The 23,327-nt window shown below is 72.7% G+C and carries 21 protein-coding genes; 10 read left to right on the plus strand and 11 right to left on the minus strand.

The features are described from left to right. Positions 1-56: 56 nt before the first annotated feature. Positions 57-998 carry a GntR family transcriptional regulator gene (locus EIW28_RS07840; RefSeq protein WP_125247143.1) on the minus strand — a complete coding sequence of 314 codons (942 nt, stop codon included), beginning with the start codon at positions 996-998 and terminating at the stop codon, positions 57-59. Between the two features lie 170 nt (positions 999-1,168). On the opposite strand from EIW28_RS07840, the gene EIW28_RS07845 reads away from it, so the two are divergent. Beyond that, on the plus strand, positions 1,169-2,293 hold the full coding sequence (locus EIW28_RS07845) for an FAD-dependent monooxygenase (RefSeq protein WP_125247144.1): 1,125 nt from the start codon (positions 1,169-1,171) through the stop codon (positions 2,291-2,293). A gap of 39 nt (positions 2,294-2,332) precedes the next feature. On the opposite strand, the gene EIW28_RS07850 is transcribed toward EIW28_RS07845, so the two are convergent. Beyond that, positions 2,333-3,454 (minus strand): caspase, EACC1-associated type, encoded by a 1,122-nt coding sequence (locus tag EIW28_RS07850; RefSeq protein WP_125247145.1) that lies wholly within the window; start codon positions 3,452-3,454, stop codon positions 2,333-2,335. 310 nt (positions 3,455-3,764) lie between these two features. On the opposite strand from EIW28_RS07850, the gene EIW28_RS07855 reads away from it, so the two are divergent. The 3 genes from EIW28_RS07855 to EIW28_RS07865 all read left to right on the plus strand — a co-directional run bounded on the left by EIW28_RS07855 (position 3,765) and on the right by EIW28_RS07865 (position 5,992). Continuing rightward, positions 3,765-4,190, plus strand: a complete 426-nt coding sequence (locus tag EIW28_RS07855; protein ID WP_125247146.1) for an SRPBCC family protein — start codon at positions 3,765-3,767, stop codon at positions 4,188-4,190. A gap of 112 nt (positions 4,191-4,302) precedes the next feature. Next, positions 4,303-5,448: a winged helix DNA-binding domain-containing protein gene (locus EIW28_RS07860; protein ID WP_125247147.1), complete on the plus strand. Its 1,146-nt coding sequence runs from the start codon at positions 4,303-4,305 to the stop codon at positions 5,446-5,448. A gap of 61 nt (positions 5,449-5,509) precedes the next feature. Next, positions 5,510-5,992, plus strand: coding sequence for an OsmC family protein (locus EIW28_RS07865; protein ID WP_125247148.1), 483 nt, complete (start codon positions 5,510-5,512; stop codon positions 5,990-5,992). On the opposite strand, the gene EIW28_RS07870 is transcribed toward EIW28_RS07865, so the two are convergent. Next, positions 5,989-6,600: a cellulose binding domain-containing protein gene (locus tag EIW28_RS07870; RefSeq protein ID WP_125247149.1), complete on the minus strand. Its 612-nt coding sequence runs from the start codon at positions 6,598-6,600 to the stop codon at positions 5,989-5,991. The genes EIW28_RS07865 and EIW28_RS07870 overlap by 4 nt on opposite strands. Before the next feature lie 408 nt (positions 6,601-7,008). On the opposite strand from EIW28_RS07870, the gene EIW28_RS07875 reads away from it, so the two are divergent. Next, the gene (locus EIW28_RS07875) at positions 7,009-7,983 is read left to right on the plus strand and encodes an NADP-dependent oxidoreductase (protein WP_125247150.1); all 975 of its coding nucleotides are present in this window, start codon (positions 7,009-7,011) and stop codon (positions 7,981-7,983) included. On the opposite strand, the gene EIW28_RS07880 is transcribed toward EIW28_RS07875, so the two are convergent. The 3 genes from EIW28_RS07880 to EIW28_RS07890 form a co-directional block, all read right to left on the minus strand. Then, positions 7,965-8,780: a class I SAM-dependent methyltransferase gene (locus EIW28_RS07880; RefSeq protein WP_125247151.1), complete on the minus strand. Its 816-nt coding sequence runs from the start codon at positions 8,778-8,780 to the stop codon at positions 7,965-7,967. The two genes, EIW28_RS07875 and EIW28_RS07880, sit on opposite strands and share 19 nt — an antisense overlap. A 152-nt stretch (positions 8,781-8,932) precedes the next feature. Further along, the gene (locus tag EIW28_RS07885; RefSeq protein ID WP_125247152.1) at positions 8,933-9,478 is read right to left on the minus strand and encodes a hypothetical protein; all 546 of its coding nucleotides are present in this window, start codon (positions 9,476-9,478) and stop codon (positions 8,933-8,935) included. A gap of 69 nt (positions 9,479-9,547) precedes the next feature. Then, positions 9,548-10,399, minus strand: a complete 852-nt coding sequence (locus EIW28_RS07890) for a helix-turn-helix transcriptional regulator (RefSeq protein WP_125247153.1) — start codon at positions 10,397-10,399, stop codon at positions 9,548-9,550. 168 nt (positions 10,400-10,567) lie between these two features. Between EIW28_RS07890 and EIW28_RS07895 the strand changes: the two genes are divergently transcribed. Both EIW28_RS07895 and EIW28_RS07900 read left to right on the plus strand, forming a co-directional pair. Beyond that, positions 10,568-11,344: an SDR family oxidoreductase gene (locus tag EIW28_RS07895; protein ID WP_125247154.1), complete on the plus strand. Its 777-nt coding sequence runs from the start codon at positions 10,568-10,570 to the stop codon at positions 11,342-11,344. Between the two features lie 140 nt (positions 11,345-11,484). Then, complete coding sequence (locus tag EIW28_RS07900; RefSeq protein ID WP_125247155.1) at positions 11,485-12,426, plus strand: aldo/keto reductase; 942 nt, start codon at positions 11,485-11,487, stop codon at positions 12,424-12,426. 69 nt (positions 12,427-12,495) lie between these two features. Here EIW28_RS07900 and EIW28_RS07905 read toward each other — a convergent pair whose 3' ends face one another. From EIW28_RS07905 to EIW28_RS07915, 3 genes are all read right to left on the minus strand, one after another. Continuing rightward, positions 12,496-15,468, minus strand: a complete 2,973-nt coding sequence (locus EIW28_RS07905; RefSeq protein WP_125247156.1) for an RICIN domain-containing protein — start codon at positions 15,466-15,468, stop codon at positions 12,496-12,498. A 42-nt stretch (positions 15,469-15,510) separates the two neighbouring features. Further along, positions 15,511-16,659 carry a PP2C family protein-serine/threonine phosphatase gene (locus tag EIW28_RS07910; protein WP_125247157.1) on the minus strand — a complete coding sequence of 383 codons (1,149 nt, stop codon included), beginning with the start codon at positions 16,657-16,659 and terminating at the stop codon, positions 15,511-15,513. 89 nt (positions 16,660-16,748) lie between these two features. Then, positions 16,749-17,171: a winged helix-turn-helix transcriptional regulator gene (locus tag EIW28_RS07915; protein ID WP_125247158.1), complete on the minus strand. Its 423-nt coding sequence runs from the start codon at positions 17,169-17,171 to the stop codon at positions 16,749-16,751. 62 nt (positions 17,172-17,233) lie between these two features. Here EIW28_RS07915 and EIW28_RS07920 point away from each other — a divergent pair, with 62 nt between their 5' ends. Beyond that, entirely contained in the window at positions 17,234-18,127 is an 894-nt protein-coding gene (locus EIW28_RS07920; protein WP_197717147.1) for an SDR family oxidoreductase, read from the plus strand. 385 nt (positions 18,128-18,512) lie between these two features. Here EIW28_RS07920 and EIW28_RS07925 read toward each other — a convergent pair whose 3' ends face one another. Together EIW28_RS07925 and EIW28_RS07930 are read right to left on the minus strand one after the other, a co-directional pair. Beyond that, a complete protein-coding gene (locus tag EIW28_RS07925) occupies positions 18,513-19,325 on the minus strand; it encodes an SDR family oxidoreductase (protein WP_125247159.1) in 813 nt (270 codons plus the stop codon). A 125-nt stretch (positions 19,326-19,450) separates the two neighbouring features. Next, entirely contained in the window at positions 19,451-20,284 is an 834-nt protein-coding gene (locus tag EIW28_RS07930) for an MBL fold metallo-hydrolase (protein WP_125247160.1), read from the minus strand. Between the two features lie 582 nt (positions 20,285-20,866). On the opposite strand from EIW28_RS07930, the gene EIW28_RS07935 reads away from it, so the two are divergent. Together EIW28_RS07935 and EIW28_RS07940 are read left to right on the plus strand one after the other, a co-directional pair. Beyond that, complete coding sequence (locus tag EIW28_RS07935; protein ID WP_158630320.1) at positions 20,867-22,066, plus strand: MFS transporter; 1,200 nt, start codon at positions 20,867-20,869, stop codon at positions 22,064-22,066. A gap of 355 nt (positions 22,067-22,421) precedes the next feature. After that, entirely contained in the window at positions 22,422-23,324 is a 903-nt protein-coding gene (locus EIW28_RS07940; RefSeq protein ID WP_125247162.1) for an alpha/beta fold hydrolase, read from the plus strand. Positions 23,325-23,327: the final 3 nt, after the last annotated feature.

Below are 23,327 nucleotides of genomic sequence, written 5' to 3' on the forward strand. Positions count from 1 at the left end.
CCGTTATACACCCCGGCCCCTTGCGCCCCAGCCGATCAGGTGCCAGGCGGCCCGGCTCACCGTGCCGGTTCGGCCCGGCACCGGGCCGCGAGGGCCTCGACGCCGTCGAGCAGGAGGCCGAGGCCGAGGCGGAACATCCCGTCGAGGTCCATGTCGTAGCCGTCGGGGAGGGACCCGAAGTGGCCGAACAGCTTCGCGAAGTGCGGGTAGCGGTTCATGATCCCGTCGTCGTTCATCGTCGGCACGTACCGCAGGTCGGTCCACTCCTCCGCGGACAGGCCCGTGTCGGAGACGGCCTCGTCCTCGCGCTCGAAGTTCGCGGCCAGGCCGATGATGTGGCTGTACAGGAGCACGTGCACGTCGAACTGGAGTCGCGGCGGCAGCCCGAGCCCTTCGAGCGCGCCCAGGAGGCTGTCGCCGATGCCGAGGAGGTTCGGCAGCGGCAGCGGCCGGGTGAGCGGGTGGACCTGCCCGAGCCACGGGTGCGCCCGGTGGACCCGCCACAGCTCGGTCGCGATCGCCTCGACGCGCTCCCGCCACGGCGCGCCCTCGTCGTCCTCATAGGACAGTTCGCCGTAGACGGCATCGGACATCGCCATGAGCAGGTCGTCCTTGTCCTCCACGAACCGGTACAGCGTCATCGGGGCCACGCCGCAGCGCCCGGCCACCGCCCGCATCGAGACCGCTTCCAGCCCTTCGGTGTCCGCGATCTCGACCGCCTCCGCGAGCACCCGCTCGCGGGTGAGCTCGGCCGGCTCCCCGGCCTTCCCCGCCCGCCGCGGCGCCACCACCGTGCCCGATCGCGGCCGCGTGATCACCAGGCCCCCGGCCCGCAGCACGTCCAACGCCTTCGCCGCTGTGGCGAGAGCCACACCGAATTCCTGGGCGACCTGCCGCGTGGACGGCACCCTGTCGCCCGGCGACAGCTCCCGGTCCGCGATGCGCCTGCTCAGCTCGGCGGCGATGCGCGCGTACGGCGGCTCGGTCGACTCGGCCACGGCGGCCCCCTCCTCGGTCTGTCCTACGACAGATCCTAGTGCGAGCGGCCCTTCCCGCGCCCCGCTGTCCTAGACCAGTTCCGGCGCGTATTTGCAGGTCAGAGGCATGTTTCCTACGGTGGTCTCGATCGAGGAAGTCCAGTCAAGGAAGTCCCCAGGGAGGAACCCCCGTGAAGAAGACCGTGCTCATCTCAGGCTCCAGCGTCGCCGGCACCGCACTCGCCTACTGGCTCCGCGAACAGGGCCACACCCCCGTCGTCCTCGAGCGCGCCCCCGCGCAGCGCCGCGGCGGCCAGGCCGTCGACGTCCGCGGCGCCGCCCTCACCGTCCTGCGCCGCATGGGACTCGAAGCCGAGGCCCGCGCCCTCGCCAACCACTGCGACGGCATGTCGGTCGTCGACCCCGCCGGCAACGAGCTGTTCCGCTCCGAGGAGTTCGCGCTCTCCTCCGGCAGCCTCGACTCCGACGACATCGAGATCCTCCGCGAAGACCTCGTCGACCTCATGCACGCGAAGAACGACGGCGTCGAGCACCTGTACGGCGACTCGATCGCCGCGATCCACCAGGAGGACGACGGCGTCACCGTCGAGTTCGAGCACGCCGCGCCGCGCCGCTTCGACCTCGTCGCCGGCGCCGACGGCCTCCACTCCAACACCCGCCGCCTCGCCTTCGGCCCCGAGCAGGACTACATCAACCACCTCGGCACCTACCTCTCGGTGTTCAGCGAGGAGAACTACCTCGGCCTCGACCGCTGGCAGACCTGGTTCAACGACGGCGTCAACGGCGGCGTCGTGATGACCGTGCGCGACAACGCCGAACTGCGCATCTTCCTCGGCTTCGCGTCCGAGCCCATCGAGTACGACCACCGCGACACCGCCGCCCAGAAGCGCCTCGTCGCCGAGCGCGTCACCGGCTTCGGCTGGGAGGTCCCGACCTTCATCGAACGCATGATGAAGGCCGAGGACTTCTACTTCGACTCCATGGCGCAGATCCGCATGGACGCCTGGTCGGCCGGGCGCGTCGTCCTCGTCGGCGACGCCGCCCACTGCGCCGCCCCGCTCTCGGGCCAGGGCACCAGCCTCGCCCTCGTCGGCGCCTACGTCCTCGCCGACGAACTCGGCCGCACCGGCGACCACGCGCTCGCCTTCGCCCGCTACGAGACCCGCATGCGCCCCTTCGCGGAGGCGAACCAGGAGCTCGCCTTCATCGACCGCCAGACCGTCGACCCGGAGGAGTCCGCCCGCCGCACCGACGCGGTCAAGGACCTCATCGACCTCGACGCCGAGATCGACTGAGGACGGACGGGGCCGCGCTCCCGCGGAGCGCGGCCGCCGTCACGCCTTCCCGGTCTCCGGGGCCGTGATCGCTTGGCGCCGTTCGAACTCGGACTCGATCAGGTCGAGGAACGAGTCGACCTCCTCCATGTCGTAGCCCTCGCGCAGCCGCGTGGTCGTGAACAGCGAGGCCCGCACCTCCTCGGCGCTGAGCCGCTGCGGCCCCTCGGCCGGTTCGAGCAGCGCGAGCGCCACCTGGTCGAGGAACGCGTCCACCTCGTCCTCGTCGTAGCCCTCGGTCAGCCGCACCGTCTTGAACCGCACGTCCCGGACCGCCCCGGCCGAGATGAGCGCCTGGTCCGGGGGAGCGGGCACGACCGGCGGTTCCGGCTCCTCGGTCGCCGGGCGCGATCCGAGCCGCGAGGCGTGGTCGTCGATCGGACCGGAGCCCCTCGCCACCTGGTACCGGTTCTCGGCCAGCGCGAGCTTGTCGGCGGTGTGCGTGACGCACTTCTGCGGCCGCGGCAGGTCCCGTTCGACGGCCAGGCGCTCCAGCTCCAGGAAGACGTCGTCCAGCGTCAGGAGCGCGCCGGCCCGCCGGCTGCCGTGTTTGAGGACGTCGAGGAACGCCTGCGTGAACGCGGTGTGCCGCTTGCCCTCGAACGCGTACGACGGCGAGTTCGCGGGCGAGGAGGTGAGCGTGACGTGCCCGGAGACGCGGATCTGCCCGAGGATCAGCGACTCCGCGTCGGCGAGGACCTGGGTCGCGATCCCCGAGAAGCAGCAGTCGAGGACGATCACCTTCGCCTCGGCCCGGGCCGTCTGGATCGCCCGGTGCAGGAACGCGAACGGGACCCCGCTCCAGGGCAGCAGCCCCTGCGAGGTCTGCGGCAGCGCGAGATGGAGCATCCCGGTGTCGTCCACGAGGCCGTGGCCGCTGAAGTACACCAGCAGCAGGTCCTTCGCCCCCTGGGCCGCCCGCTCGACCGCGGCGCCGACCTCGGTCAGGTCGTTCGCGTTGGTGAGCGCCTCGCAGTGCGCGGCCGGAATCCCGGTGCGCCGCACCAGCGCCTCGCGCATCGCCTCCACATTGTTCACCGCCGCCGGCACCGGGGCGAGGTGGTCGTACGCGGCGGTCCCCAGGAGCAGCGCCCGCGACCTCGCGCCGTCAGGAAGGCGCATCAGCCGATCCCGCCGGCCACTCGGACACCCGCCACCGGAGCGGACGTGTCGGCGGGCGCCGCGCCGGCGCCGGCCCGTGCGGCCGCACCCGGCCGAGCGCCGTCGACATCAGCTTCGCCAGCGGATCGGTTCGCCATCGCGGCCTCCGTTCGAAAGGGGACTCCAATACTGGCAAACCCCCGCCACGGCCCCGGCCCGGCACCGTCCCCGGCGCCCCGGAGAAAAACCTCGGCGGGCGCGATGAATCCCCGCCGCCCGCCCCGTCTTCATGGACGTAAACGAAACGCCCCGAACATAGGAGGACCGAGACATGACCGCCAACGAGAACGGCTACAGCTACACGCTCACCACCGAAGTCGACGTCCCCGTCGCCACCGTGTGGACCGCCTGGACCGAGAACCCCCACTACGAGGCGTGGAGCTACTCCAAGCCCGGCTCCGTCGCCCTCGACGTGACCCCCGGCGGCCGCTACACCGCCACCGTCGTCACCCCCGACGGCCAGGAGTTCCCCATCACCGGCCGCTACATCGACGTGGTCGAGCACGAGACCCTGGTCATGGGCATGGACACCCCCGACGGCGAAGAGGTCATGCGCCTCGACCTCGCCGAACTCGACGGAGGCCGCACCCGCCTGGTCGTCTCGCAGACCCTCGCCACCCAGGAGCAGCACGACATGGCCAAAGAGGGCACCCAGATGCTCCTCGACTCCTGCGCCGCCTACGTCGGGAAAATCTGACCTCCCCTCCGCGGGGCCGGGCGGCAGGGCCCGGCCCCGCTCCCGTGCGGCCATCGACCCCATCGCGCCCGGACGCCGCGTTCCTGTCGGTCCCGGCGGATAGCCTCGCACCATGCAGCTCACGACCCGGCGGCTGAATCGCGCCACCCTCGACCGCCAGTCGCTCCTGCGCCGGGCCGACATCGACGTGGTCGCCGCCGTCCGCGGCGCGGTCGCCCTTCAGTCCCAGACGCCGGTGTCGCCGTACATCGGCCTGTGGAACCGCGTCGCGGACTTCGACCCCGCCGACCTCGACGCCGCCTACGCCGACGGCCGCCTCCTGCGCGGCAACCCCGTCCGCATGACCCTCCACACCGTCGCCGCCGCCGAGTACCGCACCTTCCGCGAGGCCACCGACCCGTCCCTGTACGCCGCCAAGCTCGGCGGCCGCATCGCCTCGGCCGGCCTCTCCGGCGCCGAGGCGTTCGCGCTCACCGAAGCGCTCATGGACGCCCTCTTCGCGCACGGCGAGGTCCGCACCGCCCGCGAATGCGAGGCCTGGCTCGCCGAGCGCCTCGACCCCGACACCGCCAAGCAGGTCTGGCCCGGCATCCGCCAGTACGCGCCGCTCCTGCGCGCCCCGAACGGCGGCCCGTGGGGCTTCGCCGACACCGTCGCCTACACCGCCCTCCCGGACCCGCCGGCCCTGCGCGACCAGGACGCCGCCGACCGCGCCCTCGCCGCGCTCGTCCTGCGCCACATCGAAGGCTTCGGGCCCGTGAGCATCGCCGACGTCGCCCAGTTCGCGATGGTCCAGCGCGGCCGCGTCAAGCAGGCGATCGCCGGCCTCGACCTCGTCGTCCACGAGGGCCCGAACGGCGAAGTCCTCCACGACCTTCCCGGCGCGACCCTCCCCGACGAGGACGTGCCGGCCCCGCCGCGGCTGATGGCCATGTGGGACAACGTGTTCCTCGCCTTCCATGACCGCGCCCGCACCGTCCCGCCCGACTACCGGACCACGCTCATCCGCAACAACGGCGACGTCCTCCCGATCCTCTTCGTCGACGGCTTCGCCGCGGGCGTCTGGCGCACCGTCGAAGGCGGCGTGGAGGCCACCGCCTTCCACCCGCTCCCCGACGACGCCTGGGACGCCCTCGCCGCCGAAGCGAAGGGCCTCACCGCGCTGCTCGCCGGCCGCGAACCCGACGTGTACCGCCGCCACCGCCACTGGTGGGACAAGCTCCCCGACCACGAGACCGTCCTCCTCTCCGGAGCATGACCCGGCCGCCCGGCCCCCGCCCCGGCTACGATTCGGGCAACCCGATCGGAAGGAGCCCCGCATGAGCGGCCGCGAGCACCACTACGAGGTCACCGTCGACTGGACCGGCAACACCGGCAAGGGCACCGCCTCGTACCTCTCCTACGGGCGCGACCACGACATCACTGCGCCCGGCAAGCCCCTCCTCCAGGGCAGCGCCGACCCCGCGTTCCGGGGCCAGAAGGACCGCTGGAACCCCGAGGAGCTCCTCGTCGCCTCGCTCTCCGAATGCCACATGCTCACGTTCCTGTCGCTGTGCGCGCGGGAGCGGATCGTTGTCACCGCCTACCGGGACGCCGCCACCGGCACCATGACCGAGGACGGCGGCTACTCCGGCCGCATCACCGAGGTCGTCCTCAACCCCGTCGTCACCGTCGCCGACCCGGAGCGCGCCGAGCGGGCCGCCGAGCTCCACCACGACGCCAACAAGACCTGCTTCATCGCGAACTCGGTGAACTTCCCCGTCCTCCACCGCCCCACCACCCTCGTCGAGGGCGGCGCCTAACCGGCCGGGGTGCACGGCACGGTCGCCGGCAGCTCCCACGCGCCCTGCGTGTCGGCCTGGAAGCTCGGCTCGACGCTGTCGCCGGGCTCGATCGCCGCGTTGAACAGGATGTCGCCGTAGCGGTCGCCGTCGATGTGCTGGAGGCCCCACGTGGTGGTCACCTCCAGGTGCTTGAGGTCGAGCACGACCTCCCAGCCGTCGATCGGCTCCGTCCCGGTGTTCGCGACCTCCACGGTCACCGAGACCGAGTCGTCCGACTCGCTGTCCAGGCGCAGGGAGGCGGTGCACGGCGGCACGGTCTCGGCCGGGTCCGCCTCGCTCGTCTCGGCCTCGGCCGTGGTCGGCTCGGCGCTCGTGGGCGCGGCCGACGACGGGGGCGTCTCGGACGGCGAGGCCGACGGGCTCGGGGTCGCGCTCTCGCCGGCCCCGGTGAACTGCGGGCCCGCAGGCAGCTGGGCCTCGGCCAGGTCGGGGTCGTGGTCGTCGCGCAGGCTCCCGAACTGCCACACGGCGGCGGCCGAGGCGATCGCGGCGACCGCGACGAGGACCAGGAGCAGGCGGCCGTGGATCCTTCCGCGCAGCACGCCGCGGTGCGACCAAGCACGCATGGGTCTCCTCCGAGGGGTCGGCAGGGCAGGGCGGACGCGTTCGCGCGCAAGGGACCGCGGAAGAGGGGGTCGTGTCCACGTTGAAGCGTACAAGGCCCTGATGCGCTGGCGAAACGCCCCGATTGGCCTGTCTCGGTCCGGTTGGGGCGCTGTGATTCCGGTTTCGAGCGGGTCCCGCGTCCGGGTGCCGTTCGCGGGAGGGCCCGGTCGCCGCCGGACCCGCCGGCGGCCGTGCGCCTCACCGGCTCGCGAGCGTCGCCGAGGCCGGCCCCTCAGAGGCGGGCGGGGGTTCGGGACGGCATTCCGCGCTCCCCGCATTCGAACCGCCTCCGGTGGGTACGCACCGGTGTAGATTCAGGCCGGGCGCAGCCGGGCGCCCGCCGGGCGAGACCGAAGGGGACCCCTGAGATGCGCGCTGTCGTCGTCACCGACTTCCACACCGAGCCGAGCCTCGCGGACCTCCCCGTCCCCGAACCCGGCCCGGGGGAGGTCCTGGTCAAGATCGCCGCCGCGGGCGTGAACCCCTTCGACTGGAAGGTCGTCGAGGGCGCCATGCGCGACGCGGTCGACCACCTGTTCCCGCTCGTCCTCGGCTCCGACGGCGCCGGCACGGTCATCAGCGCCGGCGAGCCCGGCCTCACCGACCCGCGCTTCGAGCCCGGGGAGCGCGTCTTCGGCCAGTTCATGGACGTCCAGCGCGGGCGCGGCTCCTATGCCGAGTACGCGATCGCGCCCGCCGCGAAGCTCGCCCGCCTGCCCGACAAGCTCGACTTCGCCACCGCCGCGGCCCTGCCGACCGCGGGCGCCGCCGCTCACGACTTCGTGGAGGGCACCGGGGCCGGGCCGGGCCAGTGCCTCCTCGTGAACGGCGCCTCCGGCGGGGTCGGCCAGGCCGCGGTGCAGCTCGCCGCCGGCCAGGGCATCCGCGTCATCGCCACCACCGACCCCGACACGGCCGCGCTGCTGCGCGAGCTCGGCGCCGCCGAGACCGTCGACTTCACCGCCGGGCCCACCGACGAGCAGGTCCGCGAGGCCCACCCGGACGGCATCGACGCCGTGATCGACCTCGTCTCCACGGCCGTGGAGATCGACGCGATCGCCTCGCTCCTGAAGCCGAACGGCGCCATCGTGTCCGCGAACGGCGCCGTCGACCTCGAGCGCTTCGCCGCCCGCGGCCTGCGCGGCTCGAACCTGTACGCGAACGCCAGGCCCGCGACCCTCGCCTCCCTCGCCGAGTCAGTCCAGAGAGGACAGCTGCGGTTGCGGATCGACCACGAGGTCCCGCTGGAGGAGGCCGCCGCCGCGCTCGATCGCATCAAGGCCGGCCGATCCCGCGGCAAGACCGTCCTCGTGGTCGACGCCGATCAGGGCCGCCAGATGTAGATCCCGACGTCGCGGAAGCGCTCGGCAAAGCGGCCGTCCGGGGCCGCCTCCCGCAGGACCTGGCGCAGGTCGGATTCGAACGCGGCGAGCCGGTCGCCGAACAGGTGCGGGGCCGAGCTCGACAGCGAGAGCACCGCGGCCACGACCTCGTCCTCACTGCGCGTCTCGACCCGGCCCGCGCCGACGCTGACGACCTCCGGGCCGGCGTACCCGGCGCGGCGCATCACCTCCTCCTCGCCCCAGGCGGTGCCCTCGGGCAGGAAGCCCTGCCCGGCGCGGCGCACCGGGCCGAGGTAGTCGGCGACGAGCGCCTCGACGGCGTCCCACGGGGGCGCGGGGTGCGGCAGCGGCCCGCCGCCGTCGATCCCGCGGTGCGTCGTCGCTCCGATGTGGACCCAGGCGCCGCCGGGCGCGATCATGCCGCGCACCCGCTCGGCCACGAGCTCGCGGTCCATCCAGTGGAAGGACTGCGCGAACGACACCACCCGGAACGTCCCCAGGTCCGCGGGGAGCTCCTCGGCCCGCATCCGCTCCCAGCGGATGCCGGGCGCCCTGAGCCGGGCCTCGGCGATCATGCCGGGATCGGCGTCGACCCCCACGGCCTCGGCGAACAGGGGCGCGAGGAGGACGGTCAGCGACCCGGGCCCGCAGCCCACGTCCAGCAGCCGGCCGGCGCCGTCCAGGCCGAGCGCGTCGCGCACGGCGTCGGCCAGGTCCGCGGGGTACGGGACGCGGCCCAGTCCGTAGTGGACGGCCGCGCCCGCGAACAGCGTCTCGTCCCATTCCCAAGAGGTCATCCGCAGGATGCTACCGGCGCCCGGTCCGCGGACCGAGCGCATTTCCCCCGTGCGGGTGCCAGGGGCGGCGCCGGCGCTCGCGGTCGCGGCGGCCGACGCGCACGAACCGCGGCCCGCTACCGCGGCACATGGCCCGCGCGAACCGCGGGCCGCTACCGCGGCACGTGGCCGGTGAACGCCGTCTCGAAGCTCGCGTGCTTCCCCATGTGCGCCAGGTACCTCGGGTCGGTGACCTGGATCGTGAACTCGGCGTGCTCGCCGTCGCCCTCGGGCTCGATCGCGAACGAGGCGATGATGGCCTCGGTGCGCTTGAGGAACTCCTCGCCCCGCGGCTTGGTCGTCAGGATCGTGTACTTCCCCCAGGCGCCCGCGCTGCCGTCGAGCTGGCCCTCGTACGCCTTGTACGCGTTGACCTTCGGCTCGACCGGCTCCTTCGTGTGCTCGTCGAGCACGTTGCCCTTGGCGTCGATCCACACCCGCTTGCCGAGGAACAGCTCGAAGCACTCCTCGAACTCCTTGGCGGTGCCGTCGTCGATGTCGACGGCGCCGAAGCCCTGGAACCACGCGTCCATGAGGAGCTGGAGCCCGAACTCGGGCCCGCGGTAGAACCTGGCGTCTCTGCCGATGAGGCTGGTCAGTCGCCCGTCGAGCGTGTTCCCGTCCCGGCCCCAGGTGATGACATCGAAGATGTACGTCATGGCCGTGAATCATAACCAGTACGGGCAATTCAGGCGAAGGTAGTGGTTCATCACACCGTGCCCCCGGCGTCAGCCGCGCTGGGCCGCCGGGGCTGTCCAGGAGTCGAGGAGGCGCAGGGCCTCGGCGCTCGGCGAGTCGGGCTGGACGTTGTAGACGCACAGCGTCTGGTCGGGGTCGTCGGGGAGCTCGAAGCCCTCGTACGCGAACTCGATCTCGCCGGCCACCGGGTGCCGGTACCCCTTGGTGCCGTGCGTGCGCCGCAGCACCTGGTGGTCGTTCCACCAGCCGCTGAACTCCGGGCAGCCGAGCGTCAGCTCGCCGATGAGGTCGGCGAGCTGCCGGTCGTCCGGGTGCCGGCCCGCGTCGAAGCGCAGCACCGCGACCGAGTCGCGGGCGATCGTCTCCCAGTCCACGACCCGCTCGCGCGCCTCCGGGTCGAGCAGGTACCAGCGCGCCAGGTTCCGCTTGCGCGCCGGGAGCGCGTCGAAGTCCGTGAGGACCGCCTTCGCGAGCCGGTTCGACGCGAGCACGTCCATGCGCCTGCCGATGATGAACGCCGGCACCGAGTCCAGGCTCTGGAGCGTCAGCAGCAGCCCCGGCCGCACCCGCTGCGCCGCGATCGGCCCGCGGCGCTTCGGGGCGCGCCGGCCCGCCAGGTCCACGAGGTGGTCGCGCTCGGAGCGGTCGAGCCGCAGCGCCTCCGCGAGCGCCTCCAGGACCTCCGGCGACGGGTTCCCGGCCCGGCCCTGCTCCAGGCGCGTGTAGTACTCCACGCTCATGTTCGCCAGCCGCGCCACCTCGTCGCGGCGCAGCCCCGGCACCCGCCGCACCCTGCCGTCGTCGGCGACGCCCGCGTCCCGCGGGTGCACGCGGGCGCGGCGGCTCCGCAGGAAGTCCGAGATCTCAGCGCGCTGGTCCATGCCCTCAATTCTGCCCCGCGCCCGCGGTCCGGGGCGGCGCTCGACTGGTACTGCCGGTACCAGTCACGAGAGGGGATTCCTGGGCCCCTTTTCGGGCCCGATCCGGTGCTGTACTCGATTGCAGGGCGAGCGAACGCCCTGGACGTCAACGACACCGAAGGAACCAGCATGTCTACTGTGAACACCTTTCTGCCGCTCGCGGGCCGCGTCGCCGTCGTCACCGGGGCCTCCAGCGGCCTCGGCGAGGCCGCCGCCGAGCTCCTCGCCGCCCGCGGCGCGAAGGTCGCCGTCATCGCCCGCCGCACCGACCGCCTCGACGCCCTCGTCGAGCGCGTCGCGGCGAACGGCGGCACCGCCCTGGCACTCCAAGCCGACGTCACCGACGCCGACGCCGTCAAGGCCGCCGCCGCCCGCGTCGAGGCCGAACTCGGCACCGCCGATCTCCTGTTCAACAACGCCGGCGTCATGCTCCCCGCCAAGATCGGCGAGGTCCGCGAGGACCTGTGGCGGCGCCAGGTCGACGTCAACATCCAGGGCCTGCTCAACGCCGTCGCCGCGTTCACCCCGCAGCTGCTGCGGGCGGCCGCCGAGCGCGGCGTCGCCGACCTGGTGAACACCTCTTCGATCGCCGCCCAGAACCTCTTCCCGACCTTCGAGGTCTACAGCGGCACGAAGGCGTTCGTCAGCCACTACTCGCGGACCCTCCGCGCCGAGCTCGGCGCCCAGGGCGTGCGCGTCGCCGTCATCGAGCCCGGCATCGTCCGCACCGAGCTCCAGGCCCACGTCACCGAGCCCGACGCGGTCGACTGGCTCACCGACACCTTCAAGACCATGGAGGTCCTCGAAGCCGGGGACGTCGCCGAGGCGCTCGCCCACCTCGCCGCACTCCCGCCGCGTGTCAACCTCCAGCAGGTCGTCATCATGCCGACGACGCAGGCGAGCTAGGCCGCTCGCACAGTCGTCCGGATTCCGTCGCGGCGTTCCCGGGGTGTATGAAAGAATCGCTTCAGAAATCGGCCCGGCTTCCGCCGGACCGCAGCGGCGCAGCACCGTGCGCCCCGGGAAACGACCCTGGAGGTCACCACATGGCCAAGCTCGGCAGGACCGGCATCGAGATCCACCCGCTCGTCCTCGGCACCAACACCTTCGGCTGGACCACTCCGGAAGCCGAGGCCCACCGCATCCTCGACGCCTTCGCCGACGCCGGCGGCACCCTCGTCGACACCGCCGACTCCTACTCGGCCTGGGCCCCCGGCAACGCCGGCGGCGAGTCCGAGACCGTCATCGGCACCTGGCTCGCCAGGAACCGCGACCGCCTCCTCATCGCCACCAAGGTGTCCCAGCACCCCGAGTACAAGGGCCTCTCGGCCGCGAACGTCAAGGCCGCCGCCGACGCCTCCCTCAAGCGCCTCGGCGCCGACGCCATCGACGTCTACTACGCCCACTTCGACGACCCCGCCACCCCGCTGGAGGAGACCGTCGCCGCCTTCGACGCGCTCGTCACCGAAGGCAAGGTGCGCCACATCGCCGTCTCCAACTACAGCCCCGAGCGCCTGCGCGAATGGCTCGACATCACCGAGCGCACCGGCGCCGCCCGCCCGGTCGCCCTCCAGCCCAAGTACAGCCTCGTCAGCCGCGAGACCTTCGAGCCCGGCCTGCGCGACATCGCCGTCGCCGCCGACCTCAGCGTGTTCCCCTACCACGCGCTCGCCAGCGGCTTCCTCACCGGCAAGTACCGCACCGAGGCCGACCTGGAGCGGTCCGTGCGCGGCGCCGCCGCCGGGAAGAACCTGAACGCCGCCGGCCTCGCGATCATCGACCGCCTCGCCGAGATCGCCCGCGACCGCGGCGCCGCGATCGCCTCGGTCGCCCTCGCCTGGACGCGCACGCGCCCCGGCATCGCGGCCCCGATCGCCGGGGCCCGCGAGCTCGACCAGCTCGCCCCGCTCCTCGCCTCGGCCGAGATCGAGCTGACCCGGGACGAGGCCGAGGGCCTGACCGCGCTCTCGGACGCCTACGGCGCCTAGCGGAACCGAACGCGTTGGGGCCCCCACCGCCGACCTGCGGTGGGGGCCCCGACGTGTTCCACCCGGACGCTAAGCGGCCGGGGCCTTCGCGTAGACCTCGATCTCGCTCAGGATGATCCACCCCGCGGTCCCGCCGGAACCGGCGGTCATGACCAACCGCACGGCGGACGTCTTCGCGTTCACCTCCACGTCGATCACCGGGACCTCGTCGGTCGGCACGTCCACGAAGCCCGCGTCGACCCAGTTCCCGTCCGCGTCGAGGTACTGCACCGTCAACGTGTCCGCATAGGACGGGCGGCCGCCGTCGCTCCAGAAGTGGGACACGACCCGCGTCACGTCCCGCGCCTCCGGCAGCTCCACCGTGATCGCCTCCTCGGTGTTGAACGGCCCCGACTTCCAGTTCGACCACGCCTTGTCCGTCAGGACCCCGTTGCGCAGCCCGGCCGTCGAGTAGCCCGGCTCGGTGTACGTCGCCGAGATCGCGACCCCCTCGCCGAGCGCCACGTTCGCCTCGACCGGATCGGTGACCTCCACGTTCACCACCGCCGGCAGCTCCGTGCCGTCCACGAGCACCGCGGTGCCCGCGACCTGCACGGTCCCGTAGTCGTCGAAGGCGCCCTCGGCGGGCTCCTCCCACACCACCGGCACCGACGCCTCGGTCCCGTTGTCGCCCAAGGCCGTCACCGTCGCCGGCAGCGGCGGCGTGAAGCCCGGGTACGTCACCGCCGACGCCGGCGCCGTCTCCGAGAACGTGTCCACGGCGACCTTCGCCTTGGCGCGGAACGTGTTCCCGAGCGCGTCGACCGCCTCGCCCCACACCGTCACCGTCCTGACCCGGTCCCACGTGGACTCGCTCGGCAGCTCCCACTCCACCGGCAGCGCGCCGCGCGCGCCGTCCCGGTACACGCCCGGCACCGTCGCCGGCAGCTCCGGCACGTACCCCGGCACCGTGTACGAGCGCACCTGCTGCGCCCGCAGCACCGTCTCGTCCACCACGCCCCAGCGCTGGTTGGCCGCCGACGTCGGCGTGTACGTCTGCACCGGCGAACCGTCCGCCGTCGCCTCGCCCCACACGTCCAGGACCAGGCCCGTGCCGACGTTCACCGGCACGAACGTGCCGTCGCCGGTGGACGACAGGTACCACTGCGCCGCCTCCGACGGATCGCCCCCACCGGGTTCGAGCACCGCCAGCCCGTCGCCGATCGCCAGCCGCGCCCCCGTGGCCGCGTTGACGATCGCGTACCGCTCCGTGTTCGTGTAGCCCCCGGTCAGCTTCTCGACCCGCCACAGCTGCTCGCCGTCGTACTGGTCGTCGGTCTCGATGACGATCCCGGTGCCCTCGGCGTTCGGCGCGATCGACTTCCCGCTCTGCACGCCGTCGAACCGGTACACGTGCCCGTCCTGGAACAGTGCCGCGTCACATGCCACACCCGACACGCCCGTGATCACGAACGTCGTCACCGACTTCGCCGGGACCGTCAGCGTCGCCTGCCCGCCGCGCACCCGCACCGGGTCGCCCTCGACGAGCGCGCCGTCCGCGCTGGTCACCACCGGCGTCACGGTCGCGCCGCGCGCGATGCGCTCGAACTTCGACAGGTCGAGCGTCACGTCCACGGCCGCGTCGGCGCTGTTGGTGTACACCGCGTTCGCGCCCGAGCCGTCGCCCTCGACCGCCGCGGTCGTCGCCGCGCTGTCGGTGGCGATCACGTGGTCGCCCGGCTCGATGTAGTGCGTGAAGTTCTGGATCGTGTAGAACTTCGTGTTCACCTTGATCGGGCACGTCTCGAGCGTGTCCTCGGCGGTGCAGTCGAACGGCACGTGGATCGAGCCCCAGCTGTGGCCCCCGGCCACGTCCTCGATCGGCTGCCACAGCACCCACGCCGTGGACTCCAGCTCCCGCAGGTCGTCGGTGATCCGCGACGCGATGCCGATGCCGTTCTCCATGGACTCGTAGTCCTGGCCCGACGTCCACGAGCCCTCGACCTCGCTCATCCACAGCGGCAGCCCGGCGGCCTTCGCGAGGTCGCGGGCGCTGGTGCGCTGGCCGGTGCCGTAGGTGTGGACGTTGAGCTGGTCGACGTTCGCTCGGGACTCCTCGGTGTACGCGTTCCAGTTGCGCACGAACGTGCCCGGGTTCGTCTCGTCCATCGCCGAGACCACGGCGTCGAGCTCGGACTCCGAGAGCCGCTCGGCGAGCGCGTTGATGACGAGCTGCTGGAGCTCGGGGCCGGCGTGGGCGCCCTCCTGGCGGCCGCCGGTCGGCTGCACGCCGTCCGGGCCGAGCTGGGTGCCCCAGTAGTTCGTGTTCGGCTCGTTCAGCGGGTCCACGGTGTCGAACCGGATGCCGTGCTCGGCCTCGACGCGCTCCATGACCTCGGTGAGGTACACGGCGAACTCGTCCACCGAGTCGGCGCGGATCTGGTCCTGGTTGGCGTCGAAGCCGCCCGAGACGTAGCCGGAGACGGTCTGGAAGTACGGCGGCGAGTTGGCGAACGCCTCCCAGTGGGTGACGTCCTCCTTGACGCGGTCGATCCACCAGCGCTGGTTCGCGTCGGCGTCCCAGTTCCAGTGGTCGGGGTTCTCCGGGTCCCACCAGTCCTTGTCCTCGTGGGTGGTGCCCTCGGGGGCGGCCCACCAGCCGGGGACGGCCGAGGCGCCGCCGCGCAGGTACTCGTTGTCGATGTTCGGGGCGTTGCCGCCGCCGATGTTGTACCTGGCGATGTTCAGGTTCAGGCCCTCGTCGCCGAAGACCATGTCGGCGAGCTCGTTGCGGATCTCGTCCGGGTAGCCGCCGGTGGCGTTCGCGAACCAGACGAGGCTCGTGCCCCAGCCCTCGAACTCCGCCTGCTGGTAGGACGGGTCGAGCGCGACGGTGACCGCGTTCGCGGCGGCCTCTTCGGCGTTCGCGGCGCCGCCGGTGAGGGCCGGCAGGGCGGACGCGGCGACGACCGCCGCGAGCCCGGCTGCGGCCGCCGCGGCCGGGCCGCGTCTGAAGCCGTTGCGGCGCAATGGAAGCGCGCGCTGGGGACGGGGGGATGACATCGTCGTCTCCTTCAGGGGGTCTTGATCGATTCATTTGGATGTTCACACAGAATCGAACGCTTGTAAACACCCTTCGTCTAACGGATTGAAAAACTCCGCGCTGGGACCGCTTCCCTCGACCCTGGTCACCGCCAGGATCGAGACGTCGTCGTCCATGCGCGCGGCGAACCGCGACGCGTCCTCCCACACGAACTCGACCAGCCGCTGCGGCGAGGGCGTCACGAGCCCTTCGAGGTGCTCGGCGAGCGGGTAGTAGTGCCCGTCCTCGTCGCGGGCCTCGACCAGGCCGTCCGAGAACGCGAGCAGGGTCTCGTCCACGCCGAACGGCAGCGCGGTCGCGGCCCCGGCCCGCGTCGGCTCCGCCAGGCGCAGGCCGAGCACGGGGTGGGGCTTGAGGTCGACCTCCTCGACCTCCTCGCCGCGCAGCAGCAGCGGCGAGGGGTGCCCGCACGACAGCAGCCGCACCTCGTCGCACTCCTCGGAGAACTCGGCGAGGAGCACTGAGGCGAACAGCTCGGGCACGTACCCGTCCGAGGCGTCGGCGAGGATGCGCCGCTCCAGGCGCCAGGCGATCCCGCTCAGCTCCCGCTCGTCGAGGATCGCCTCGTGGAACACCGACAGCAGCATGGAGGCGGTGCCGACGGCGTCGAGGCCGTGGCCCTGCACGTCGCCGAGGATGAGCCGTGTGCCGAACGGGCTGGGCCGCACGTCGAACAGGTCGCCGCCGATGCGCGCGCCGCGCTGGGCCGAGCGGTAGACGCCGGCGCAGGCGAGGCCGCCGACGCGTGCGGGCAGCTCGGGCAGGACCGCGCGCTGGGCGGCCTCGGAGACGCTGATCATGGTGACCAGGCCGGCCTCGAAGCGGGCGCGGAACCAGGAGATGCCCACGGCCGTGAGGAAGACCGTGCCGATGACGATGAGGTCGGCGAGGTCGAAGCGGCCCGTGAACGGCAGCGGCGCGGCGATGAGAACCAGGGCCACCGCGGCGATGACCGCGGTCCACGCCGGTCCGAGCACGAACGCGGCCATGAGCGGGACGGCGGCCATGGCGATGCCGACGTGCAGCGGGTCGTTCTCGAAGATCTGGATGAGCGAGGCGAGGACCAGGCCCGCCAGGGGCAGCAGCCGGACCCACATCGGTATCGCCGTGCCCGGCCGCAGCCCTCCCAGTCCGGGAACGTGCGCAGCCATGGCCTGAGTCTAGGCCGCCGCGGGGCCGTCACCTGCGGTTTTCCGCCGGTCCGGCCGAATGGGCGGGAGGCTCCGGGCCCGCGCGCCCGCTAGGACGGGGCGGGGTGCTCCGCGTCGTACCCGGTCTGGGCCTCGAGGACGACCGGCATCTGCTCGTAGAGGTACCGCACCATCTCGCGCAGCCGGGCCTCCATGCCGGCGCCGACCTCGGTGAGCCGGTACTCGACGCGGGAGGGGAAGCCGTCTGAGGCGTGGCGGGAGACCAGGCCGTCGCGTTCGAGGTGCCGCAGGCCCTGCGACAGGGCCTTGTCGTTGATGCCGCCGACCGCGCGGCGGATCTCGCTGAACCGCTTCGGCCCGCTGTGCAGCGACAGCACGATGAGCGTGCCCCAGCGCCCGGTCACGTGGTCGAGGACGGGGCGCGACGGGCAGCCGTCGGCGAGCACCTGGAACTCGCGGAGGACGTGGTGCGCGCTGAACTCGGCGGCGGGATCGACGGGACGGGAGGTCATCCCGCAATGTTACCTCCACGATAGTGCTTTCGTTTGGATTGCACTTTCATTTTGAAAGTGAAATGATCGACGCAACCGACTTGAAGGAGCAGCAGATGATCGTCGTGACCGGAGCAACCGGCAACCTCGGGACCCTGGTGGTCGAGGGCCTGATCGAACAGGTGCCGGCGCAGGAGATCGCCGTCGTCGTGCGCGACGCGGCCAAGGCCGCCCGCCTCGGCGAGCGGGGCGTCGAGGTCCGGCAGGCGGACTACGACGACCCGGCCTCGCTCACCGGCGCCTTCCGCGAGGGCGAGAAGGTCCTCCTCATCTCCGGCAGCGAGGTGGGCCGGCGGGTGCCGCAGCACAAGGCCGTGGTCGACGCCGCGAAGGACGCGAAGGTCGCGCTCCTGGCGTACACGAGCGTCCTCGGCGGCCCGGCCGCCGACTTCGAGCTGGCCCGCGAGCACCAGCTCACCGAGCGGTACATCATCGACTCCGGCCTGCCGTACACGCTGCTGCGCAACGGCTGGTACCACGAGGTCTACACCGGGGCGATCGGCCAGGCCGTCGCCGCCGGGGGCCTGCTCACCAGCGCTGCGGAGGGCGCCCGCGTGGCGAGCGCCGCGCGCGCCGACTACGCCGCGGCCGCGGTCGCGGTGCTCACCGGCGAGGGCCACGAGAACGCCGAGTACGAGCTGAGCGGCGACGAGGCGTGGACGTTCGAGGAGTACGCCGCCGAGCTCTCGCGCCGCCTCGGCAAGGAGATCCCGGTCAACCGCGTGCCCGCGGAGAAGCACCGCGAGATCCTTTTGGGCGCCGGCGTCCCCGACACGTTCGCCCCGATCCTCGTCGGCATCGACGAGGCCATCTCGCGCGGCTTCCTCGCGGTCCAGACCGGCGACCTCGCCCGCCTCATCGGCCGCCCGACCACCCCGATCGCCGACGCGATCGCCCGCGCGGTCGACCAGGCCTGACCCCGACCGGCACTCCGCAACGGGGGGAAGCGGCCCGCAGGAACACCTGCGGGCCGCTTCGCCGCAGGGGCGGGGGAGTGCCGTCCCCGCCGCGGTAGGAAAAGCCTCAGCCGAACACCGAAACCGGGTCGGCCTGCGCCGCGCGGGCGCGGAGCGCCCGCAGCGGACTGTCGGACCTCGCTGGCACTATCGAAGCCGGGGGCGGCTCGATTCGGCCTCGTGCGGCGCACGAGGCTGCCCGCGCGAAACCCGAGCGCTCCTAGTGAAACGGGCCCGATCGCGGAGCCCGCGGATTGTCACACCCTGCGGGCACTATCGAAGCCGGGGGCGGCTCGATCCGGCCCCGCGCGGCGCACGAGGCTGCCCGCACGAAACCCGAAAGCCCCTAACGAAACGCGTCCGCGTGCTCCCGGGCCCAGTCTGCGAAGGTGCGGGCCGGGCGGCCCGTCAGGCGTTCGACCGTGTCGGAGGCGCGCTGGGTCCATGCCGGCGGGTCGGCGCGCCAGCCCAGGACGTAGTCGATGGCCGCCTCGTCGTACCCGAGCGCCTGCATCCGCAGCCGCCCCTGGTCCTCGTCCAGCGCCTCGAACCGCACATTCCGCCCGGTGGCGTCGTTGATCGCGCCGATCTGGTCCGGCACGTTGAGCACCTCCGGCCCGGTGAGCGGAATCTGCCGCCCCGCGAGGTCGTCCGTGGTGAGCGCGACCGCCGCGACGGCCGCGATGTCGCCCTCGTGGACCGGCGCGTGCCCCACGTGGCCGAACGCCTCGCGCACCACGCCCTCGGTCCGGATCTCCTCGGCCCACGTCAGCGCGTTCGACATGAACTCGCCCGGCTGGAGCTCGACCGGGTTCAGCGCCGCGAACGCCTCCTCGACCGGCCCCCGGTACCCGTTCCACAGCAGCGTCACCCGCTTGACGCCGGCCTCGATCGCGGCCGAGGCGAGCTGCGCGCTGTGCGGCACCGTCTCGTTCTTCGGCCCGAACGTCGTCATCAGATGCAGCCCGGTGACCCCCTCCAGCGCCCGCTCCAGGCTCGCGAGGTCCGTGAAGTCGCCCGCGACCGCCTCCACCCCTTGCGGAAGCCGCGCCCTGGCGGGGTCGCGCGTGAGCGCCCGCACGGGGCGCCCCTCGGCCGCCAGCAGCTCGACCAGGTGGCGGCCGACATTGCCCGTAGCACCGGTGACCAGGATGGTCATGTTCTCCTCCTTGGACTTCCCGGACCGGGTCCGGTCCGCGGAAGTCCAAGGCTAGGAACGGGAACGCCGGCCGCCATCGGTCTCGCGTCCCCGTTCCGCCTCCACCGGAGGTCTTAAGACCAGGCTCACTCGGCCTCGAACCAGACCTCGAACGCGTCGTACACGTGCTTCCCCGGCGCGCCGCCGATCTCCCGCACCGCCCGCTGGAGCTCATGCAGCTGCTCCACGGTCATCGGCAGCGGCGCCTCGTCGGGTTGGTACGTCCACCCGCGCGGGTACGAGAGGCCCGGCTGGACCGACATCTCGACGTGGCAACCGACCACATGCGACACCGGGTGCGCCTCGCTCCACGCCACCAGCCGGTCCACAGTGGCCTCGAAGGCGTCCCAGTCCTGCACGTACAGCCGCCCCGGGTACATCGTGTCGCCCGTCAGCAGCATCCGCGTCCACCGGTCGTAGAACACCGTGGCCGCCTTGTGGTGACCGGGGCCGGGGATCACGTCCACGATCCGCCCGCCCAGGTCGACCTGGCGCGGCGTCGCCGGCCAGTCGTCGAACCCGTAGTGCGCCACGACCTCCTCCAGGCTCGGGCCCACCACCGTCGTGCGCCGCCGGCCCGCGAACTGGCCGTCGCCCGCCTTGTGGTCGCCGTGCCCGTGGGTGTGCGCCACCAGCAGCTCGTACCCGCGGCGCGGATGCCGCGACAGCCACTCCTCGACGTGCTCGTCCACCGTGTCCCGCAGCGGGAAGTACTCGGGCTCGGGCGTGGCGCCCGTGTCGATCAGGAGCGCCCGCTCGTTCCCGAACAGCAGGAACATGAACGGCGCCTCGTAGTTCACGGACTTGTTCTGGCGCATGATGATCGTGTGCTCGTCGGCGGCGTGCGACTGGATCTCCGGCGCCGGGTCGTGCTTCGCCGAGGGCCACCCGGCGTGCCAGTCGACCTCCAGGTCGGGCACGCAGCCCTCCGCGCCGAACGCGACCGGTCGCGGCGGCTCGGCGGCCGCCGCCTCGAATGATGCTGCGCTGATGGTGATTCCTCCCAGAGTTCCTGCGATGAGCGTACGACGACGGGTGCTTGCCACGGGGGTTCCCTTCTTGAGACGGCCTCCAGCCTCGCCGCCCGCCCCGCCCCACGCCTCGCCCGCGCGAACGACATTGCACCCCAACGCGGTGCGACGAAAGCAGGAGCACCGCTGCGGCGAAGGTCGCAGTCCGGAGGGAGTCGCACCGAGCCGCACCGGGCCGAGCCGCGGCAAGCCGCACCGGGCCGCACCGAGCCGCGGCAAGCCGCACCGGGCCTGCCGCGACTCGCCCTGGCCTCGCCCGCTGGCCCCGCCCTGGGCCCCCGGCCTCGCCCTGGCCCGCGCGTCGCAGCCGCACGGAGCCGCAGCGGCCCCCGCCCCGGCTCCGCCTCCCAGTTTTTGAAACGGTTGGACAAACCACTGGACGAATCCCCGGCGAGGGGGAATACTGGGCGGCGGGCTCCGGGGGCACCTCGTCTCGTCCCCGGAGGCCCACCCCGCGCCGAGAGGACCCCCGTGCCGACCACCACCGCGCCCCGGCCCGCACCGGACGCCGCCACCCGCAGCCGCCGCGCCCTCGCCATCGGCGCACTCGCCCTGGGCGCCTTCGGCATCGGCCTCACCGAATTCGTGGTCGTCGGCCTCCTCGGCCCCCTTGGAGAGGACCTCAAGGTCTCCCTCCCCACCGCCGGCCTCCTCGTCACCGGCTACGCCGCCTCCGTCGCCGTCGGCGCCCCGATCATGACCGCGCTCGGCGCGAACCTCCCGCGCAAGACCATGCTCGCGGTCCTCATGGCCCTCTTCATCGCCGGCAACGTCATCGCCGCCGTCGCCACCACCTACGGCCTCCTCATGGCCGGCCGCATCGTCTCGGCCCTCTGCCACGGCGCCTACATGGGCATCGGCCCCATCATGGCCGCCAGCCTCGTCGCGCCCGAGAAGCGCTCGCGCGCCATCGCCCTCATGATGACCGGCCTGACCCTCGCCAACGTCATCGGCGTGCCCTTCGGCACCGCCCTCGGCCAGCGCCTCGGCTGGCGCGCCGCCTTCTGGGCCATCGTCGTCATCGGCGCCCTCGCGCTCGCCGCCATCCTGCTGTTCGTCCCCGCCCGCCCGAACGACGCCGGCGAGGGCCTGCGCGGCGAACTCGCCGTCTTCCGCCGCCCGCAGGTGTGGCTCGTCCTGACGGTCACCATGCTCGGCTGGGGCGCCGCGTACGCCGCGATCACTTTCCTCGAACCGATCCTCACCGAGGTCGCCGGCTTCGAGACGTCCACGGTCCCTTGGCTCATGCTCCTGTTCGGCGTCGGCCTCACCGCCGGGAACCTCCTCGGCGGCCGCCTCGCCGACCGCGCCGTCATGCCGGCCCTCTTCGGCACCATCAGCGCCGCCACGGCCGCCCTCGTCGTGTTCGCCTTCGCCGCGCACTCCCCGGTCCCGGCCGCGATCATGGTCTTCGTCATCGGCGCGGCCGGCTTCGCCATGGTCCCGGTCCTCCAGACCCGCGTGCTCGACGCCGCCGCCGGCGCGCCCTCCCTCGCTTCCTCGGTCAACGCCTCCGCCTTCAACGTGGGCATCGCCCTCTCCGCCTGGTTCGGCGGCCTCGCCATCGACGCCCACTGGGGCCTCACCGCCCCGATCTGGATCGGCGTCGCCATGGGCCTCGCCGCCCTCGCGGTCGCGGCCGCCGCCTCGCGCCGCCCTGCGGACCGCTGATCCGAGGAACGCGCCCGGCAGACCGGTTCACCGCACCTAGCTCGGTTCACCGCGCCCGGCTGATCGGTTCACGGCACCTCAAACGGCTCACCGCGCCCGGCAGACCGGTTCACGGCACCTCAAACGGCTCACCGCGCCCGGCAGACCGGTTCACTGCCCGCCGCTCGGTTTCCCGCACCCGGTTCACTGCCCGCCGCTCGGCTTACCGCGCAGGCTGACAGGTTCGCCGCACGCCGCTCGGTTCACCGCGCCGGGCTGACGGGTTCACCGCACGCCGCTCGGTTCACCGCGCCGGGCAGACCGGTCCACCGCCCGCCCTCGGTTTACCGAGCTTCGCAACGGGCATGTTGCACCGATGCGCGACCACACCGCACCCGTCGAGCACCGGACCGTCGACGTCGACGGCACCGAGGTCTTCTACCGCACCGCCGGGCCGCCCGACGCGCCCGTGCTGCTCCTGCCGCACGGCTACCCGTGCTCCTCGTTCCAGTACCGGCACTTCATCCCCGCGCTCGCCGACCGCTGGCGCCTCGTCGCCCCCGACTACCCCGGCTTCGGCTACAGCGGCACACCCGACCCGCGCCGCTTCGACCACACCTTCGACGCCTACGCGCGGTTCCTCGAACAGTTCGTGGACGTCCTCGGCCTCACCCGCTACGCCATCTACCTGCACGACTACGGCTCCCAGTTCGGCCTGCGCCTGGCGATGGCCGCCCCCGAGCGCGTCGCGGCCCTCATCATCCAGAACGGCGACATCTACGAGGACGAGCACGGCCCGAAGTACGCCCCGCTCAAGGAATACTGGGCGAACCCGACTCCCGAAGGGCGCGAACGCATCCGCGAGGCCGTCTCCGAAGAGGGCTTCCGCGGCGAGTTCGTCGGGGAGGTCCCCGACCGCCTCGTGCCCCGCATCAGCCCCGACCTGTGGCGGCTCTCCTGGGCGCAGGTGCGCGACCCCGAACGGCGCGAACGCATCGTGGACCTCCTCGCCGACCAGGGCAGCACCCTCGCCTGGTTCCCGCGCCAGCAGGCGTACCTGCGCGAGCACCGCCCGCCGACTCTCATCGCCTGGGGCCCGCACGACGGCTACATGCCCGAAGCCGCCGCCCGCGCCTACCTTCGCGACCTCCCCGACGCCGAACTCCACCTCCTCGACGCCGGCCACTGGGCCCTGGAGACCCACCTTGACGAGATCGTCGCGCTGACCAGGGACTTCCTCTGCCGGATCGGTCACGCCGGCCCGGAGGTCGGCCGCTAGCGG

This window comes from Glycomyces terrestris, from assembly GCF_003933745.1.
Taxonomy (GTDB): Bacteria; Actinomycetota; Actinomycetes; order Mycobacteriales; family Micromonosporaceae; genus Glycomyces; species Glycomyces terrestris.

Excerpts from the sequence above, each read along its gene's own strand:
- EIW28_RS07850 (WP_125247145.1), bottom strand. The coding sequence starts at position 3,454 with ATGCGCCTTCCTGACGGCGCGAGGTCGCGGGCGCTGCTCCTGGGGACC.
- EIW28_RS07855 (WP_125247146.1), top strand. The coding sequence starts at position 3,765 with ATGACCGCCAACGAGAACGGCTACAGCTACACGCTCACCACCGAAGTC.
- EIW28_RS07860 (WP_125247147.1), top strand. The coding sequence starts at position 4,303 with ATGCAGCTCACGACCCGGCGGCTGAATCGCGCCACCCTCGACCGCCAG.
- EIW28_RS07865 (WP_125247148.1), top strand. The coding sequence starts at position 5,510 with ATGAGCGGCCGCGAGCACCACTACGAGGTCACCGTCGACTGGACCGGC.
- EIW28_RS07870 (WP_125247149.1), bottom strand. The coding sequence starts at position 6,600 with ATGCGTGCTTGGTCGCACCGCGGCGTGCTGCGCGGAAGGATCCACGGC.
- EIW28_RS07875 (WP_125247150.1), top strand. The coding sequence starts at position 7,009 with ATGCGCGCTGTCGTCGTCACCGACTTCCACACCGAGCCGAGCCTCGCG.
- EIW28_RS07880 (WP_125247151.1), bottom strand. The coding sequence starts at position 8,780 with ATGACCTCTTGGGAATGGGACGAGACGCTGTTCGCGGGCGCGGCCGTC.
- EIW28_RS07885 (WP_125247152.1), bottom strand. The coding sequence starts at position 9,478 with ATGACGTACATCTTCGATGTCATCACCTGGGGCCGGGACGGGAACACG.
- EIW28_RS07890 (WP_125247153.1), bottom strand. The coding sequence starts at position 10,399 with ATGGACCAGCGCGCTGAGATCTCGGACTTCCTGCGGAGCCGCCGCGCC.
- EIW28_RS07895 (WP_125247154.1), top strand. The coding sequence starts at position 10,568 with ATGTCTACTGTGAACACCTTTCTGCCGCTCGCGGGCCGCGTCGCCGTC.
- EIW28_RS07900 (WP_125247155.1), top strand. The coding sequence starts at position 11,485 with ATGGCCAAGCTCGGCAGGACCGGCATCGAGATCCACCCGCTCGTCCTC.
- EIW28_RS07905 (WP_125247156.1), bottom strand. The coding sequence starts at position 15,468 with ATGTCATCCCCCCGTCCCCAGCGCGCGCTTCCATTGCGCCGCAACGGC.
- EIW28_RS07910 (WP_125247157.1), bottom strand. The coding sequence starts at position 16,659 with ATGGCTGCGCACGTTCCCGGACTGGGAGGGCTGCGGCCGGGCACGGCG.
- EIW28_RS07915 (WP_125247158.1), bottom strand. The coding sequence starts at position 17,171 with ATGACCTCCCGTCCCGTCGATCCCGCCGCCGAGTTCAGCGCGCACCAC.
- EIW28_RS07920 (WP_197717147.1), top strand. The coding sequence starts at position 17,234 with ATGATCGACGCAACCGACTTGAAGGAGCAGCAGATGATCGTCGTGACC.
- EIW28_RS07925 (WP_125247159.1), bottom strand. The coding sequence starts at position 19,325 with ATGACCATCCTGGTCACCGGTGCTACGGGCAATGTCGGCCGCCACCTG.
- EIW28_RS07940 (WP_125247162.1), top strand. The coding sequence starts at position 22,422 with ATGCGCGACCACACCGCACCCGTCGAGCACCGGACCGTCGACGTCGAC.